The 15743-nt window shown below is 71.7% G+C and carries 13 protein-coding genes; 6 read left to right on the top strand and 7 right to left on the bottom strand.

Annotated features, from left to right (window positions below):
- Window positions 1–41 precede the first annotated feature (41 nt).
- Together ACTFTM_RS18865 and ACTFTM_RS18860 are read left to right on the top strand one after the other, a co-directional pair.
- Window positions 42–1826 carry an alpha/beta hydrolase gene (locus ACTFTM_RS18865; protein WP_449561789.1) on the top strand — a complete coding sequence of 595 codons (1785 nt, stop codon included), beginning with the start codon at window positions 42–44 and terminating at the stop codon, window positions 1824–1826.
- Window positions 1827–1910: 84 nt separating this feature from the next.
- Window positions 1911–3701: a gamma-glutamyltransferase family protein gene (locus tag ACTFTM_RS18860; protein WP_449561788.1), complete on the top strand. Its 1791-nt coding sequence runs from the start codon at window positions 1911–1913 to the stop codon at window positions 3699–3701.
- A 12-nt stretch (window positions 3702–3713) separates the two neighbouring features.
- Here ACTFTM_RS18860 and ACTFTM_RS18855 read toward each other — a convergent pair whose 3' ends face one another.
- The 4 genes from ACTFTM_RS18855 to ACTFTM_RS18840 are packed head-to-tail and all read right to left on the bottom strand — an operon-like array spanning window position 3714 to window position 6959.
- Window positions 3714–4340 (bottom strand): response regulator transcription factor, encoded by a 627-nt coding sequence (locus ACTFTM_RS18855; RefSeq protein WP_449561787.1) that lies wholly within the window; start codon window positions 4338–4340, stop codon window positions 3714–3716.
- A complete protein-coding gene (locus ACTFTM_RS18850) occupies window positions 4337–5581 on the bottom strand; it encodes a sensor histidine kinase (RefSeq protein WP_449561786.1) in 1245 nt (414 codons plus the stop codon). Before ACTFTM_RS18850 ends, ACTFTM_RS18855 begins: the two co-directional genes overlap by 4 nt.
- 5 nt (window positions 5582–5586) lie before the next feature.
- Window positions 5587–6039 (bottom strand): ABA4-like family protein, encoded by a 453-nt coding sequence (locus ACTFTM_RS18845; protein WP_449561785.1) that lies wholly within the window; start codon window positions 6037–6039, stop codon window positions 5587–5589.
- A complete protein-coding gene (locus tag ACTFTM_RS18840; protein WP_449561784.1) occupies window positions 6036–6959 on the bottom strand; it encodes a hypothetical protein in 924 nt (307 codons plus the stop codon). Before ACTFTM_RS18840 ends, ACTFTM_RS18845 begins: the two co-directional genes overlap by 4 nt.
- Before the next feature lie 163 nt (window positions 6960–7122).
- Between ACTFTM_RS18840 and ACTFTM_RS18835 the strand changes: the two genes are divergently transcribed.
- The gene (locus ACTFTM_RS18835; protein ID WP_449561783.1) at window positions 7123–7872 is read left to right on the top strand and encodes a glyoxalase; all 750 of its coding nucleotides are present in this window, start codon (window positions 7123–7125) and stop codon (window positions 7870–7872) included.
- 30 nt (window positions 7873–7902) lie between these two features.
- On the opposite strand, the gene ACTFTM_RS18830 is transcribed toward ACTFTM_RS18835, so the two are convergent.
- The gene (locus ACTFTM_RS18830; protein WP_449561782.1) at window positions 7903–9150 is read right to left on the bottom strand and encodes an MFS transporter; all 1248 of its coding nucleotides are present in this window, start codon (window positions 9148–9150) and stop codon (window positions 7903–7905) included.
- 82 nt (window positions 9151–9232) lie between these two features.
- Here ACTFTM_RS18830 and ACTFTM_RS18825 point away from each other — a divergent pair, with 82 nt between their 5' ends.
- Entirely contained in the window at window positions 9233–10117 is an 885-nt protein-coding gene (locus ACTFTM_RS18825; protein ID WP_449561781.1) for a LysR family transcriptional regulator, read from the top strand.
- 21 nt (window positions 10118–10138) lie between these two features.
- On the opposite strand, the gene ACTFTM_RS18820 is transcribed toward ACTFTM_RS18825, so the two are convergent.
- Together ACTFTM_RS18820 and ACTFTM_RS18815 are read right to left on the bottom strand one after the other, a co-directional pair.
- Window positions 10139–10570 (bottom strand): NUDIX hydrolase, encoded by a 432-nt coding sequence (locus ACTFTM_RS18820; protein ID WP_449561780.1) that lies wholly within the window; start codon window positions 10568–10570, stop codon window positions 10139–10141.
- Between the two features lie 69 nt (window positions 10571–10639).
- Complete coding sequence (locus ACTFTM_RS18815; RefSeq protein ID WP_449561779.1) at window positions 10640–11368, bottom strand: hypothetical protein; 729 nt, start codon at window positions 11366–11368, stop codon at window positions 10640–10642.
- Window positions 11369–11526: 158 nt separating this feature from the next.
- On the opposite strand from ACTFTM_RS18815, the gene ACTFTM_RS18810 reads away from it, so the two are divergent.
- Both ACTFTM_RS18810 and fdh read left to right on the top strand, forming a co-directional pair.
- Entirely contained in the window at window positions 11527–12318 is a 792-nt protein-coding gene (locus ACTFTM_RS18810) for a PrsW family intramembrane metalloprotease (RefSeq protein WP_449561778.1), read from the top strand.
- 146 nt (window positions 12319–12464) lie between these two features.
- A complete protein-coding gene (gene fdh / locus ACTFTM_RS18805; protein WP_449561777.1) occupies window positions 12465–15740 on the top strand; it encodes a formate dehydrogenase in 3276 nt (1091 codons plus the stop codon).
- The last annotated feature ends 3 nt before the right edge of the window (window positions 15741–15743 follow it).

Genomic DNA, 15743 nt, shown 5'->3' with positions numbered 1-15743 from the left:
TGAAGGCCGTTCGATCAAACGCTGTACGAGAGGACGGGACGATGCCCCATCCCACGACCGGGTCGCGCCACCCACGCCGCGTGCGCCGGCCGGCCGCCCTGCTCGCCGTGACCCTGGTCGCGGCGGCCCTGACCAGCGGCGCGGCCGGCACCCCGGCCAGCGCGGCCACGGCCACCGAGCCGGACACCGCCGCCCTGGCCGCGTCCCTCGCCACCCAGCAGCTCACCTGGGAGCCGTGCGGGCTGGCCGAGGTCAGCCCCGAGGACGAGGCGCAGCTCGGTCTGTCCTGCGCGACGGTCACCGTGCCCCGTGACTGGCACAACCCCCGTGACGGCAAGACGATCCAGGTCCGGATCAGTCGCACCGCCTCGTCCGGCAGCGACCGCGCGGGCGTCCTGCTGGTCAACCCGGGTGGCCCCGGCGGCAGCGGCCTGTCGCTGGCGCCGTACGTGGCGCGGTCCGCGCCCGCCCTCGCCGAACGGTACGACGTGATCGGCTTCGACCCGCGCGGGGTGGGACAGAGCACCCCGCTGCTGTGCACGGTCACCTACCGCGACACCGACAACACCAACGACCTGATCACCCAGGCCAACGTGCGCGGGTGCCGCAGCACCGAGCTGACGAAGTACATCACCACCGAGCAGACCACGTACGACATGGACTTCATCAGGGTGCTGCTGGGCGAGCGCAAGCTCAACTACCTCGGCTACTCGTACGGCACGTGGCTGGGCACCTGGTACGCGGCGACGTTCGGCAGCCGCACGGGTCGGATGGTGCTCGACTCGGTGGCGGCGGTCGGCTCGCCGACGCTTCAGGAGACCTGGGACCTGCAACCGTTCACGCGGGACCGGGCGTTCCAGGAGCAGTTGTTGCCGTACATGGCCCGCCACGACGACCTGTACGGCCGGGGCAGCGACCCGATGAAGATCCGGGAGATGTTCGAGCGCGCCGGCGGCACCCGCGTCGGCATGGGACCGTTCATGTTCGGCTGGTTCATCCTCGGCGCGCTCTACGACACGCAGAACTACCCGACGGCCGCGGCGGCGGTGAACACGGTCATCCAGTACTACGAGGAGTGGAACGGCTGGACGCCCGAGCAGGTCCTCAGCGCCGCGACCGCGAAGCTGCTCGCCGCGCCGGGCATCACGGCCGGCGACCGGGCGTACATCGAGCAGTCCCGCGTCGCCGCCCAGGCGGCGCTGAAGACCCAGCGTGACCGGTCCCTGCTGGCCCAGGGCACGGACGAGTACACGTACGACATCGACTACGTCTTCGAGGTGATCCGCTGCCAGGACGGGCAGTGGAACGACAGCATCGCGCACTGGAACGCGTTCAGTCGACGCCTCACCCGGGACGCGCCGCTGGTCGCCCCGTACCTGCAGAACCCGCCGGCCTGCGCGTACTGGCCGACCAGCAACCGGATGCCGAAGTTCGACCGCAGGACCTTCCCGAAGATCTTGATGCTTCAGGACGAACTCGACGTGGCGACCGCGTACGAGGGTGCGCTGGCGGCGTCGAAGAAGCTGCCGGGCGCGTCGATGATCAGCGTCGACAACGAGGGCAGCCACGGCGTCTTCCCGTACTACACGCCGTGCGTGGACGACCCGGTGTACGCCTACCTGCTGGACGGTCGGCTGCCCGCCGAGACGTACACGGGTTGCCAGGCGGTGCCGTTGCCGGGCGAGAGCGCGGTGTTCGAGGTGGGCGGCAAGCTGACCGGCAAGGGAACGGTGCGGACCCGCCTGATCACCGACGACATGCGGGCGGCGAACCGGATGCTCAAGCGGATGCTGCGCACCGAGCCGGGACCGTCGTACCCGGAATGATCGACAGGCCCTAGCATTGCGCGCTGGGAGGCGGCCGCCCACGGCGGCCTCCCAGCGCCACCCGGGCCCCAGTGAGGTGTTGCCATGTCGTTCACCACCCGACCGACCCTGCAGGGCACCTTCGGCATGGTGTCGTCGACGCACTGGCTCGCCAGCCAGTCGGCGATGGGGGTGCTCGAACGCGGCGGCAACGCCTTCGACGCCGCGGTCACCGCCGGGTTCGTCCTGCACGTCGTCGAACCCCACCTCAACGGTCCGGGCGGGGAGGTGCCGGCGATCGTGGCGACCGCCCGGGACCCGCGCCCGACGGTGCTGTGCGGGCAGGGTCCCGCGCCGGCCGGCGCGACGACCGCCCATTTCCGGTCCCTCGGCCTGGACCTCGTGCCGGGCGCCGGCCCGCTCGCGGCGGCCGTGCCCGGCGCGGTGGACGCGTGGCTCCTGCTGCTGCGCGACCACGGCACGCTCTCCCTCGCCGAGGTGCTGGAACCGGCGATCGGCTACGCCGCCGCCGGCCATCCCCTGGTGGGCGCGGTCGGTGCGACGGTGGCGGCCGTGCGGTCGCTGTTCGAGGAGCACTGGCCCACGTCCGCCCAGCTCTGGCTGCGCGGCGGCCGGCCGCCGGTCGCGGGGGAGCGGTTCGCCAACCCGGGGTACGCGCGCACCCTGCGCCGACTCGTCGAGGAGGGGGAGGCGGCCGGCCCCGACCGGGAGGCCCAGATCGAGGCGGCCCGACGAGCCTGGGGTACGGGCTTCGTGGCCGAGGCGATCGACGCGTTCAGCCGGCGTCCGTTCCGCGACTCCAGCGGACGCGCACACGCCGGGCTGGTCACCGGGAACGACCTGGCCGCGTTCAAGGCGACCTGGGAAGCGCCGGTCACTCTCGACTGGCAGGGCCACACGGTGGCCAAGACCGGGTTCTGGGGTCAGGGTCCGGTGCTGCTCCAGACGCTGGCGATTCTCGACGCGCTCGACGACGACGGCGCGTACGACACGGCGAGCGCCGCCGGCATCCACGCCCAGGCCGAGGCGCTGACGCTCGCGTTCGCCGACCGCGAGGCGTGGTACGGCGACAGCGCCGACGTGCCCGCCACCGCGCTGCTGGACCCGGCGTACGCGCGGGACCGGGCGGCCCTGATCGGTGACCGCGCGTCGGGCGAGCTGCGGCCCGGGAGCCCCGGTGGCGCGCAGCCGCGTCTGCCGGTGCACCTCCGGTCGGGCGTCACCCACCGGGCCGACGTACCGGACCCCACCACGGGCGAGCCGACCGTACGGTCCGACGGGGTGACCCGGGGCGACACCTGCCACGTGGACGTCGTCGACAGGTGGGGCAACATGATCTCCGCGACGCCGAGTGGTGGCTGGCTGCAGAGTTCGCCCACGATCCCCGAACTCGGGTTCCCGCTGGGCAGCCGGTTGCAGATGTGCTGGTTGCAGGAGGGACTGCCCGCGTCGCTCGTCCCGGGCCGCCGGCCACGGACCACGCTCAGCCCGACCATGGTGCTGCGGGACGGGCAACCCGTCCTGGCGTGCGGCACGCCCGGCGGCGACCAGCAGGACCAGTGGCAGCTCCCCTTCCTGCTGCGCCACCTCGTCGGCGGTCAGCATCTCCAGCAGGCCATCGACGCGCCCGCCTGGCACAGCCTCGGCGTGCCGTCGTCGTTCTATCCCCGCGAGTCCGAGCCCGGCGTGCTGCTGGTGGAGGACCGGCTCGACGCCGCCGTGGTGGCGGGCCTGCGGGCGTACGGGCACGAGGTGCGGCTCGCCGACGCGTGGAGCCTCGGTCGGCTCTGCGCCGTGTCCCGGGACCCGGCCACCGGCGTGCTGGCCGCCGGGGCGAACCCGAGGGGTATGCAGGGCTACGCCTGCGGCCGGTAGCGGACGCCGGTCTCAGGCGCCACGCGCGAACAGCGCGAGGCGTACCCGGTTGGGGCTGTCGGTCTTGGTCATGAGGCTCGTGATGTGGGTCTTGACGGTGGTCACGCCGATGTGGAGCCGCTCGGCGATCTCGGTGTTCGACAGGCCCTCGGCGACCAGTGTGAGCACGTCCTGCTCGCGGGCGGTCAGCCCGTCGAGCTGCCGGGGCGGCGTGACGCGGGCGCGCACCGCGCGCCGCACGAGGCGGTGCAGCACCTCCGGGCTGAACGGGCTGTCGCCCGCGGCGGCCCGCCGGATGCCGTCCAGCAGCTCGGCCGGGGGCGCGTCCTTGAGCAGGAAGCCGCACGCGCCGGCGCTCAGGGCGGGGTAGAGGTGGTCGTCGTCACCGAACGTGGTCAGCACCAGCACCCGGGTGGCGGGGCGTTCGGCGAGGATACGGCCGGTCGCGGTGATGCCGTCCACCCCCGGCATGCGCAGGTCCATCACGACGACGTCCGGGACGAGCCGCGCCGCGAGGGTGACCGCCTCGCGGCCGTTGTCGGCCTCGCCGACGACCTCGATGTCGGTCTGCGCGTCGCACAGCATGCGCAGGCCCGCGCGGATGAGGTGCTGGTCGTCGACCAGCAGGACACGGATCACGCCGGCCTCCGGGTGGGTGTTCCGGCGGGGGCCGCGCGGGCCCGGGGCGGCGAATCGGCGGGCAGGGTGTTCGGCAGGACGGTACGCACACGCCAACCCGTTCCGGTCGGACCCGCCTCCAGGCGCCCGCCGAGGACCTCGACGCGTTCGGTCATCCCGGTGACGCCGTGACCGCCGCCGGCCGGCACCGCCGTCGACGCGCGGTCACCATCGGGGCCACCCCCGTCGTCGGTGACCTCCCAGTGCACGGCCCCGTCGCGGACGGCCACCACCAGGCGCGCCCGCGCGGACGTCCCCGCGTGGCGTGCCACGTTGGTCAGCGCCTCCTGGGTCAGCCGCAGCACCGCCAGGCCCCGTACCGCGTCGAGTGAGCCGATCGCCGCGTCGACGTCGGCCTCCACGACGATGCCGGCCTGGCGGGCCCGGTCGACGGCGGCGCCGAGCGCCGAGGGGAGCGCCGAGGGCTCGATCGCGGTCAGCGCGGCGTCACCGCGTACCCCGTCGGGGTCGCGCAGCACCGCGACCAGCCGGCGCAGTTCCGACAGGGCCGCGGTGCCCGTGCCGTGCACGTCGTCGAACACCTCGCCCACCCGGGGGTCGAGGTCGGTCAGGACGTGCCGGGCCACACCGACCCGCAGCACCATCGACGCCACGTGGTGGGCGACGACGTCGTGCAGCTCACGGGCGATGGTCGCGCGCTCGTCGGCGCGCGCCGCGCGGCCCTCCGACTCGCGGCGTCGCTGCTCGGCCAGCGCCCGCTCCAACGCCTGGCGGCCCAACTCCCGGTTGCCCCGGATGACCAGGCCGAGCAGCACCGGGACGCCGACCTCCAGGCCCAGACCGACGACGCCGGAGGCGACCTGGCGCAGCGGGTCACCGATCGAGTCGGTCAGGTCGACCACGGTCAGCAGCCCGGCCGCCAGCCAGATCGTGCGGGCGCGACCCGCGAGCATGGTGACCTCGAGCAGGGCCCAGCTCGCGCCGACCTGGTTGATGGTGATGTCGTCGACGAGGCAGATCGCGACCGCCAGCAACGCCGTCTGCGCCACCAGGTTGACCACCGGCCGGCGGTACGCCACGACCGCCACGGCGAACGCGGCCACCGCGAGGGTCCACTGTGCCGGCGAGGGCACGGACGCGGAGTGGGGCACGAAGAGCAGGTAACCCAACCCGCTGAGGTCGAGCAGCGCCATCCGCACGCGCGCGTCCCGCGCGTCGAACAGCCGCCCCCACCACCCCACGATCGTCAGCCTAGGTGCTCGGTGTCGACGGTTACGACCGCCGGCCGTGGCCACCTGACCCGTACGGCCAGGTAGGCGGCCAGGCCGAGCGGCCCGAGCAGGATGGTCAGCAGCAGCACCGGTGCCATGACCAGCGCCGGCACCGCCCGTTCCCGGCTGTCCAACCAGGCCCAGCGGCCCACGAACAGGTCGAACGCGATCATGTGCGCCCAGCCGGCCGCCGCGCCGTCGGGCGTGCCGAGCAGCTCGCGTACCCCGTCGAGCGTCGGCGACGCGACGGCGGGCAGCACCGTGCCGAACGCCGGCACCACCAGCAGCGCGTAGATCACCACGACCGGCAGCACGATCAGCGGCGAGCCGACGACGCGGGCCGTCCAGGACCAGCGCGGCAGCAGGATCATCAGCGCCCAGAACGGCGCGGCCAACGCGAACGTCAGTGCGAACAGCGCCCCGGTCATGCCACGAGCGCCAGTTCCGGGCGGCGGCGCGCGAGCACCAGGCCGGTGGCGGTCGCGGTCGCGACCGCCAGAGCCGCGACGACGGCCAGGGTGAGGGCGTCCGGGCGTAGCAGCGGCTGCCCGCGCAGGGCCTGCCAGGTCAGCACCATCGTGAGTACGCCGTACGCGGTGCCCGCGACGACCAGCAGCCGGACGCGGGTACGCGCGTCGAGCCGGGACGCGTACCGGGTCAGCAGGATCGCCAGCAGCGGTAGGGCCTGGAGGGCGTGCAGCCCCACGAAGTGTCCGATCCGCAGGTCGCCGCCGGTGGTGCTCCAACCGACCACGGGCAGCCCCGGCCCACCGTCGGCCACGCCCACGCTGTGCGCCCCGGAGACGCCCTCGATCGCCGGGTCCGGCGTCTGACGCACCATCGGCACGGCCGCGAGCATACCGAGCAGGGACAGGCCGAGCCCCCACCCGACGGCGGTCGCGGCGACCCGGTCCGGGATCCGCCGGATCAGCAGCACGACCCCGAGGACGAGGTGCGCGACGAACAGCACCATGATCGCGGCGCCCATCACCGCGAAGAGGGCCGCGTTCAGCGGTGTGGTGTCGTTGAAGTGACTCGTCGTCCCCCGGATCACCTGCGCGACGATCACCACCATCTCCACCAGCGACAGCGCGACGATTGTCGCCGCCGCCCACTCCGCGACCCGGCTGCGACGTGGCAGCAGCGACAGCATCCACGCGAGCGTCGCTCCGTACAGGACGAAGGAGACCGCGAACTTGAACGGCTTGAGCCAGATCGGCGCCCCGGTGAGGACGCGCGGGTCGACGAGGATGCCGGCTGCGGCCGCGATGGCGAGCACCGCCATCGCGGCGACGAGGAAGGTCAGTGGGCGGTTCCAACGCGCCGCCCGGCGCAGAACGGTAGTCATGCCTGTAGATGCTCGTGGCCGCCTGTGCCGTACGCGTCCGACCTCGGGCCCCGGTCGCGGCCCCGGGTCGGAGCCCACCTCCTCCCTGGGTAGGAGGTGACATCGGGCGCGGTCCGCCGTCGATGCTGGCACAATGGCCGGCCTGCCGACCGGGGGAGTGACCATGACAACCAGCGAGGACCGGGTCCAGCCGAACGAGACCACCGTGCCGCTGCTGCCCTGCCCGGCGCCCGAGGAGACGCTGGCGTTCTGGCGTGCCCTCGGCTTCGAGGTGACCTACGAGCAGTTGCGGCCGTACGTGTATCTGGTCGTCCAGTGGAGCGGGTTCGCCCTGCACTACGGGCCTGCGCCGAAGGACCTCGACCCGGCGAAGGAGCAGTCCGGCGGATGCCTCGTGATGGTCGACGCGGTCGCGCCGTATCACGCCGCGTTCGCCGATGCGATGCGCCGAACGCACGGCAAGGTGCTGGCAAAGGGGGTGCCCCGATTGACCCGCTACCGTGCCGGGACATCACGGTTCAGCGTCGTCGACCCGTCGGGCAACACCATCGTCTTCATCCAGCGCGACGAGCCGCAGGATCTGGAATACGGCGGATCGAAGGAGCTTGAGGGTTTGGCCCGGGTGCTGGACAACGCGCGGATCCTGCGCGAGTTCAAGACCGACGACCGGGCCGCCTACCGGGCGCTCGACTCGGGGATGCGCCGCCGTGCCGAGGACGCCCCCGTGGTCGAGCAGGCGATGGCGCTCGCCGCCCTCGTCGAGTTGTCGGTGGCGCTGGGCAAGACCGACCGGGTGCCCGAGTGGGGCGCCCGGCTGCGCGCGCTGACGTTGACGGAGTCGGAGCGTACGCAGGTCGCGGCCTATGTCGCGGACCCGGCCCTGCTGGAACCCTTCTGGCCCGACCCAGCGTGACCGCGCTGACCGGGGCCGGTCCGGCCCCGGTCAGCGGTTGGCGGAGCTGCGGCGGAACAGCGCCGTCACGCCGGCGAGCAGAACGAGCAGCAGGCCGGTGAACCAGTTCATCGCGGTGGTCGTGCTGACGGCGCGGGTGGCGATACCGATGCCGAGGGCCGGCAGGCTCATCCCCAGGTAGGCGATGAGGAACAGCCCGGCCAGTGCCTCGCCCCGCCGGGCGGGCACGGCCATCGCCGCGACCGTGCCGACAGCGGCCTTGAACAGCACACCGGCGCCGACGCCGGCCACCACGCCGCCGAGCAGGAACGCGGTCAGGCTGGCGGTGTGCATCCCCACCAGCACGACGGGCACGCCGACAGCCTGCGCCAGCAACCCGAGCCGTACCTTCGCCGGGGCGGGAAGTCGGGAAGTGAGGCTCTGCGCCACGGCGGCGCCGCCGAACACGGCGAACACGACCGCGCCGGCCAGCGCCCGCGAGGGCAGGTGCAGCGTGCCGGCGACGAACCCGGGCGCGACGGAGGTGAACAGGCCGAACACGGCGAACGACGCGAAGCCGGCGGCGGTCGCGGCCACGTAGCCGACGGGGTCGCCGTGGTCGGCGCTGATCCGCTGCGGTCGGTAGGCGGGCCGGACCAGCCGCTCCCGTACGGTCTCCGGAGTCACCGCGACCGCCACGATGCTGGCGACCAGCAGCACGGCGAACACCAGGTACGGGGTGCGCAGCGGCGCATGCACGTACTGGGCGAGGACGCCCGCGACCAACGCGCCCAACCCCAGACCGCCGATGTTGGCGGCGGTGGAGACCACCTCGAAGCGCTGCCGGGACGCGTCCGGGCGGTGTGCCGCGTGCAACTCCTGGAGGTACGCGGTGGCGGTCGCGGTGATCATGCCGATGCCCAGCCCGCTCACCAGTCGGGCGAGCAGCAGGACCGGCAGCGACGTGTCGCCCAGGAACAGCGCGGCGGCCACCAGCTCCAACGCCAGCGCCGGAATGAGGATCTTCTTGCGGCCGACCCAGTCCGACACGTGCCCGGCGAGCACCAGGCTGATCACCACGCCCAGCGCGTACGCCGCGAACACGATCGTGACCGTGAACGTGGAGAAGCCGTCCCGCGCCTGGTAGAGCGGGTAGAGCGGGGACGGCACGGTGCAGAACGCCATCGCGGTGAGGAACGCCAGGGCGATCGCCCAGAAGCCACGGCCGTGGCGGGGCGATCCTTCGGTGCGGCCGGCCATGGCGAGAGGCTGGCCGGCGGGCATGGTCGTTGACGACATGACCCCACTTTCACCCCATTCGATCATCACGTCCAACGAAAGTTGACGCTAGCTGTCATCGCGATGCGTGATACTTGGCGGCGTGGAGCTGCGCCAACTCGAGTACTTCGTCGCGGTGGCCGAGGAGCAGAACTTCACCCGCGCCGCCGCCCGCCTGCACGTCGTCCAGTCCGCCGTCTCGGCAGCCGTGAAGACGCTCGAACGCGAGCTGGGCGCACCGCTGCTGGACCGCAACTCCAAACGCGTACTCCTGACCGACGCCGGCGCGGCGCTGCTGCCCCGCGCCCGCATCGCCCTGGACGCTGCCCGCGACGCGCGCGACGCCGTCGCCGAGGTACACGGCGGCCTCCGGGGCACCCTGCGCATCGGCACGATGACCTCGTTCCGGCTCCTGCGCCTACCGGCACTGCTCGGCGAGTTCCACCGCCGACACCCGGGGGTGCTGCTGCACACCGGCGTCGCGCCGTCCGGCTCCCAGGGGCTCATCGACGCGCTCATCGACCGCCGGCTCGACCTCGCGTTCGTCGCGCCACCCGGCGCGCCACCGGCGGGAATCCACCTCACCGAGGTGGCCCGCTCGGTCATCGACCTCGTCGTGCCGGACGATCATGCGCTCGCCGCGAGCGGGGCGGTGGCGCTGCGCGACCTGGCCGGCCTCGACTTCATCGACTCCCCGATCGGGTACGGCAACCGTGCCGTCACCGACCGGGCGTTCGCCACCGCCGGCCTGTCCCGGCGCGTCACCATCGAGATCCCCGACATCGCCACCGGCGTCGACTACGTCCGGCACGGTCTCGGCATCGCGCTGCTGCCCCGCTTCGTCGTCGCCGACGCCCCCGGCGTCCGCACCCTGACCGTCACCGACGTCGACCTGGACTGGATCGCCTCGCTGGCCACGCCGGTGGACCGCCCGCTCGGCGTCGCCGCCCGCGCCCTCATCGCCCTGACCGGCGAGTTCCTGCCGTAATCCACGCCGCGGGGTAGGCGGCTACCGCATCGCGGGCCCGTTCACCGTGCTGCCCAGGTGCGTCGACAACACCGCCGCGGTCGAGACCGCCAGCTCACGATCGAGCACCTCGGCGCGCGGAACGAAGACCATGGCCTGCCCCTCGCCGAGCACGATGTCCTCCTGTCGCGCCGTGGTGGTGCCACGGAAGACGTGCACCGTCACGGTGTGGGGGAAACCCGCCTCGTACGGACGCGGACCGCTCCACAACGGATGCAGGTCACCGGCTGTCAGGCCGGTCTCTTCGAGCAGTTCACGGCGAGCCGCCTGCTCGGGCGACTCGCCGGGCTCCACGTGGCCGCCGGGAAGGCTCCACTGGTTCGGCGAGACGGGCGCGTGCTCGTCACGATGCTGCATGAGCACGGCCCCGGACGGGTCGACGAGCAGCACGAGGGCGACGTCGTAGGTAGCCACCACGAGACCATCCCACCCTGCCCGGCTCCTGTCACGCGGGCGATCCGCGCCACCACTCCAAGGTCAGGATCAGTCGTCCCACCGGTTCTCGAAGGGCAGGGCCAGCCGTCGTACGTCGTCCTGTAGCTCGGCGGACGCGCCGTGCTCACGCAGTACGGGCGGCGCGGTCCGCAGCACCCACAGCGACAGGGTGGCGCACCAGTCGGCCGCGTCGTGCCGGCTCTGCCAGGGGAGCATGTCACCCGGCAGATCGTAGTTCCAGTCCTCGACGGCGGCCACGAACCGCGTCGCCGCGGTCTGGTCACCCAGCAGGCTGGCCCAGGTGGTCAGCCACGGCGTGAGCCGTGCGGAGATCTCGGCCAGGAACTCCAGCGCCTCGTGCGCGGGCACGGTGGTGTCGGGATCGACAAGGATGTGCCTCCACCACGCGTCCAGGAACGCCTGCACGGCGTCGCGCTGCGCGTTAGGCCAATCCCGCCAGCGGCCACGGATGAAGAGTTTTACCAATCCGCCGATCAGCACCACTTCGCCGCTCACCAGCCCCTGGGCCACCTGCGGCAGGATCCGGCGCAGCAGCGGGCCCGGATAGGTCCAGTCAGCCAGCCAGTAGGTGCGCCGCAGCAGGTCGTCGTCGAGGGGAACGTCGGGCGTCTTGAGCAGGGCCAACTCCTGCGCGCTGCCCCAGTGGCACTCGCAGTTGGACTCCAACGGGTGCGCGGTCATGCCGCGGAACGTGGCGGCCACACCCGCTACTGCGGCTGCCAGCCTGTCGTGCACGTCGGTGAGATCAGGGGTCACGGGGACGCCTTCGAGGACTCCGCGCGGTACGCCGCCGAAGAGAGTGAGTCTAGACCACCGCCAGAACCAACGCGGGCGCCTGGAATCCGCCCTGCGGCGTGCGGTCGTTCCAACACCCAGGCTGGTCTTCGTAACCTGGATCCGCCAGACTCCCCGTTATGCGTGATCGTTCTCGCCGGTGGGCGTGGGTCGGTGTGCTCGTTGTCGGGCTGATCCTCTATGTAGCGGTGCTGCGGACGCTGGTCCGTACCCAGAACCCGAACTTCGTGCCAGCGCTGATCCTGCTCGGCGCGACCCTGGCGCCCCTGACGTTCCTGACGTTCGCCCAGGCCCGTACCGGACGGTGGCAGGTGCCGGCGTCGGTGCTGGTGACGTCGGCGTTCTTCGGTGGGGTCATCGGCACGGTGGTCGCCGGCACGCTGGAGTACGACACGCTGCGCGGCCTCGGCACCCTGCCCATGGTGTTCGTGGCGCTGATCGAGGAGTCGGCCAAGCTGATCGTCCCGGTGGTGCTGCTGTTCACGGTCCTGGCACAGCACCGCCGCCGGGTGCCGTCCGACGGTCTGGTCATCGGCGTGGCCGCCGGCATGGGCTTCGCCGCGTTGGAGACGATGGGGTACGCCTTCACCGCGCTGCTCAGCTCGAAGGGCAACATCGGCGCGGTGGAGCAGACCCTGTTCATCCGTGGTCTGACCGCCCCCGCCGGGCACACCGCCTGGACCGGGTTGACCGCCGGCGCGCTGTGGGCGCTGCTGGCCACCCCGAGCGTCCGCCGGCTGTTCGGGTTCCTCGGCACCTTCGTGGGAGTCGTCGCCCTGCACACGCTCTGGGACACCTTCACCGGCTCGTTCGTCTTCGTGGTCGTGGCGCTCGTCAGCATCGGCTGGCTGTTCTGGGAGCTGCGCCGCTACCGGACGTTCGGTGACCACCTGGCCGTCGGGCATCGGTAGCCGACGACCCGCTCACCATGCCTCCCTCGGCCGCCGCGATCCGGCCGGGGGAGGCATTGCTCTGTTGATCCCGCTGCGGCCGGCCCGACCGGTCATCTACTGTCGGAGTATTCATATTTTGTGACTTTCGTCGGGAAGGTGCAGCGATGGGGGTGCGCCGCTGGATCACGAGCTGGCCGCTCTATCGCCAGCTCGCGGGCACCGACCCGCTCGGTCGCGGCGCCGCCGCCAAGTCCGCGGGCTCGGCCGCTCTGACCGCCCGTACCGAGACCGCCGACTCGGTGGCCCGTTCGGTGTGTCCCTACTGCGCCGTGGGGTGTGGTCAACGGGTCTTCGTGGCCGACGGTCGGGTCACGCAGATCGAGGGTGACCCGGACAGCCCGATCTCGCGGGGCCGGCTGTGTCCCAAGGGCGCGGCGAGCAAGAGCCTGGTGACGAGTCCACTGCGCCAGACCACGGTCCGCTACCGCCGGCCGTACGGCACCGAGTGGGAGGACCTGGACCTCGACACGGCAATGAACATGATCGCGGACCGGGTCCTGGCCGCGCGGGACGAGACCTGGGAGGACCGGGACGACGAGGGTCGGCCGCTGAACCGGACGTTGGGGATCTCCAGTCTGGGTGGGGCGACGCTGGACAACGAGGAGAACTACCTCATCAAGAAGTTGTTCACGGCGATGGGGGCGTTGCAGATCGAGAACCAGGCGCGTATTTGACACTCCTCCACCGTCCCCGGTCTGGGGACCAGCTTCGGTCGCGGTGGCGCCACCCAGTACCAGCAGGACCTGTCGAACTCCGACGTGATCGTCATCCAGGGTTCGAACATGGCCGAGGCGCACCCGGTGGGCTTCCAGTGGGTTATGGAGGCCAAGCGTCGGGGCGCGAAGGTGTTCCACGTCGATCCGCGGTTCACGCGCACGAGCGCGCTGGCGGACGCGTACCTGCCGATCCGGGCGGGGACGGATATCGCGCTGCTCGGTGGGGTGATCCGGTACATCCTCGACAACGAGCTGGACTTCCGTGAGTACGTCCTCGCCTACACCAACGCCGCCACCATTGTCGGCGAGGACTTCCGGGACTGCGAGGACCTGCACGGGCTCTTCTCCGGCTTCGTCGAGGAGAACGCCAGCTACGACCAGAGCAGTTGGCAGTACGAGGGCGCCCCGGAGAACATCTCCACCCGCGACACCGAGACGCAGCGGGAGACGGCGGCCGGGCTGGAGCACGAGTCGCACGGCGCGCCGGTGGGTGGGCAGACGCAGCGGGACGAGACGTTGCGGCATCCGCGCTGCGTCTACCAGATCCTCAAGCGCCACTACGCCCGCTACACCCCGGAGATGGTGGAACGGGTCTGCGGGATTCCGCAGGAGAAGTTCCTGGAGCTGGCGCGGGCCTGGACGGAGAACTCGGGCCGGGAGCGCACCGGCATGCTGGTCTACTCGGTGGGGTGGACGCAGCACAGCGTGGGCGTGCAGTACATCCGCGCCGGCGCGATCATTCAACTGCTCCTGGGCAACGTGGGCCGCCCGGGTGGCGGGGTGATGGCGCTGCGGGGGCACGCGAGCATCCAGGGCTCGACGGATATCCCTACGCTGTTCAACCTGCTGCCCGGCTACCTGCCCATGCCCCACCACGCCGACCACCCGACCCTCGACGAGTGGATCGGCAGCATCGCGCATCCCGACCAGAAGGGCTTCTGGGGCAACGCGCGCGCCTACGGGGTGAACCTGCTCAAGGCGTACTGGGGTGACGCGGCCACCGCCGACAACGACTTCTGCTACGGCTACGTGCCGCGGATGACCGGCGACCACGGCACGTACCAGCAGGTCCTCAACATGATCGACGGGAAGATCAAGGGGTACTTCCTGCTCGGGCAGAACCCGGCCGTCGGTTCCGCGCACGGCCGGGCGCAGCGCCTGGGCATGGCGAACCTGGACTGGCTGGTCGTGCGGGATCTGTTCATGATCGAGAGCGCGACCTTCTGGAAGAACGGTCCGGAGATCGAGACGGGCGAGATCGTGCCCGAGGAGTGCCGGACGGAGGTGTTCTTCCTCCCGGCGGCGTCGCACGTGGAGAAGGAGGGCACGTTCACGCAGACGCAGCGGCTGTTGCAGTGGCGGGAGAAGGCCGTCGAACCGCCGGGTGACGCCCGCTCCGAGCTGTGGTTCTTCTACCACCTCGGCCGCATCGTCCGGGAACGGCTGGCGCGCTCGACCCGACCGCGCGACCGCGCGCTGCTCGACCTCACCTGGGACTACCCCACGCACGGTCCGCACGCGGAGCCCAGCGCCGAGTCGGTCCTGCGCGAGATCAACGGGTACGACGTGACGACCGGCCGACCACTGGCGAGCTACACGGAGATGAAGGACGACGGCTCCACGGCGGGTGGCTGCTGGATCTACACCGGTGTCTACGCCGACGGCGTCAACCAGGCCGCCCGCCGAAAGCCCGGCGCGGAACAGTCCCTGGTGGCGCCCGAATGGGGTTGGGCGTGGCCGTCCAACCGGCGGATCCTCTACAACCGTGCCTCGGCCGACCCGGACGGCAACCCGTGGAGCGAGCGCAAGAAGTACGTCTGGTGGGACGCGGAGAAATCCGAGTGGACCGGCTACGACGTGCCGGACTTCGAGAAGACAAAGGCGCCCTCGTACCGGCCCCCGCCGAACACCTCGGGCGTCGCGGGTATCGCGGGCGACGACCCGTTCATCCTCCAGGGCGATGGCAAGGGCTGGCTGTACGCGCCCAGTGGTGTCCTGGACGGGCCGATGCCCACCCACTACGAGCCGGTCGAGTCGCCGGTGCGCAACCCGCTGTACCGCCAGCAGGCCAACCCGGCCCGCAAGGTCTACACCGACCCGATCAACAACCTCAACCCGAGCCCGCCGCAGGAACACAGCGACGTCTTCCCGTACGTGTTCACGGTCAGCCGGCTCACCGAGCACCACACCGCCGGTGGCATGAGCCGGACCGTGCCGCACCTCGCCGAGTTGCAGCCGGAGATGTTCGTCGAGGTGTCACCCGAATTGGCGGTGCACCGGGGGCTGAGTCACCTGGGGTGGGCGCACCTGGTCACCACCCGTGCCGCCATCGAGGCCCGGGTCCTGGTGACCGACCGTGTGACGCCCCTGCGGGTGGACGGTCGGATCCTGCACCAGGTGTGGTTGCCGTACCACTTCGGCTTCGAGGGTCTGGTGACCGGTGACTCGGCGAACGACCTGTTCGGCATCACCCTCGACCCCAACGTCCTGATCCAGGAGAGCAAGGTCGGCACGTGCGACGTACGGCCCGGCCGGCGTCCGAGGGGCCAGGACCTGCTGGATCTCGTCATGGACTACCGGCGGCGATCGGGGAACCTGAGCCACCGCTACCCACCGCTGGTCACGACGGACGTCGCCGACAGCAGCAGCGACCAGGAGGACTGAGCG

The sequence above is a fragment of the Micromonospora sp. RB23 genome (assembly GCF_053585025.1).
The sequence above is the reverse complement of the archived record's forward strand: the minus strand, read 5'-3'. Positions and strand labels throughout refer to the sequence as shown.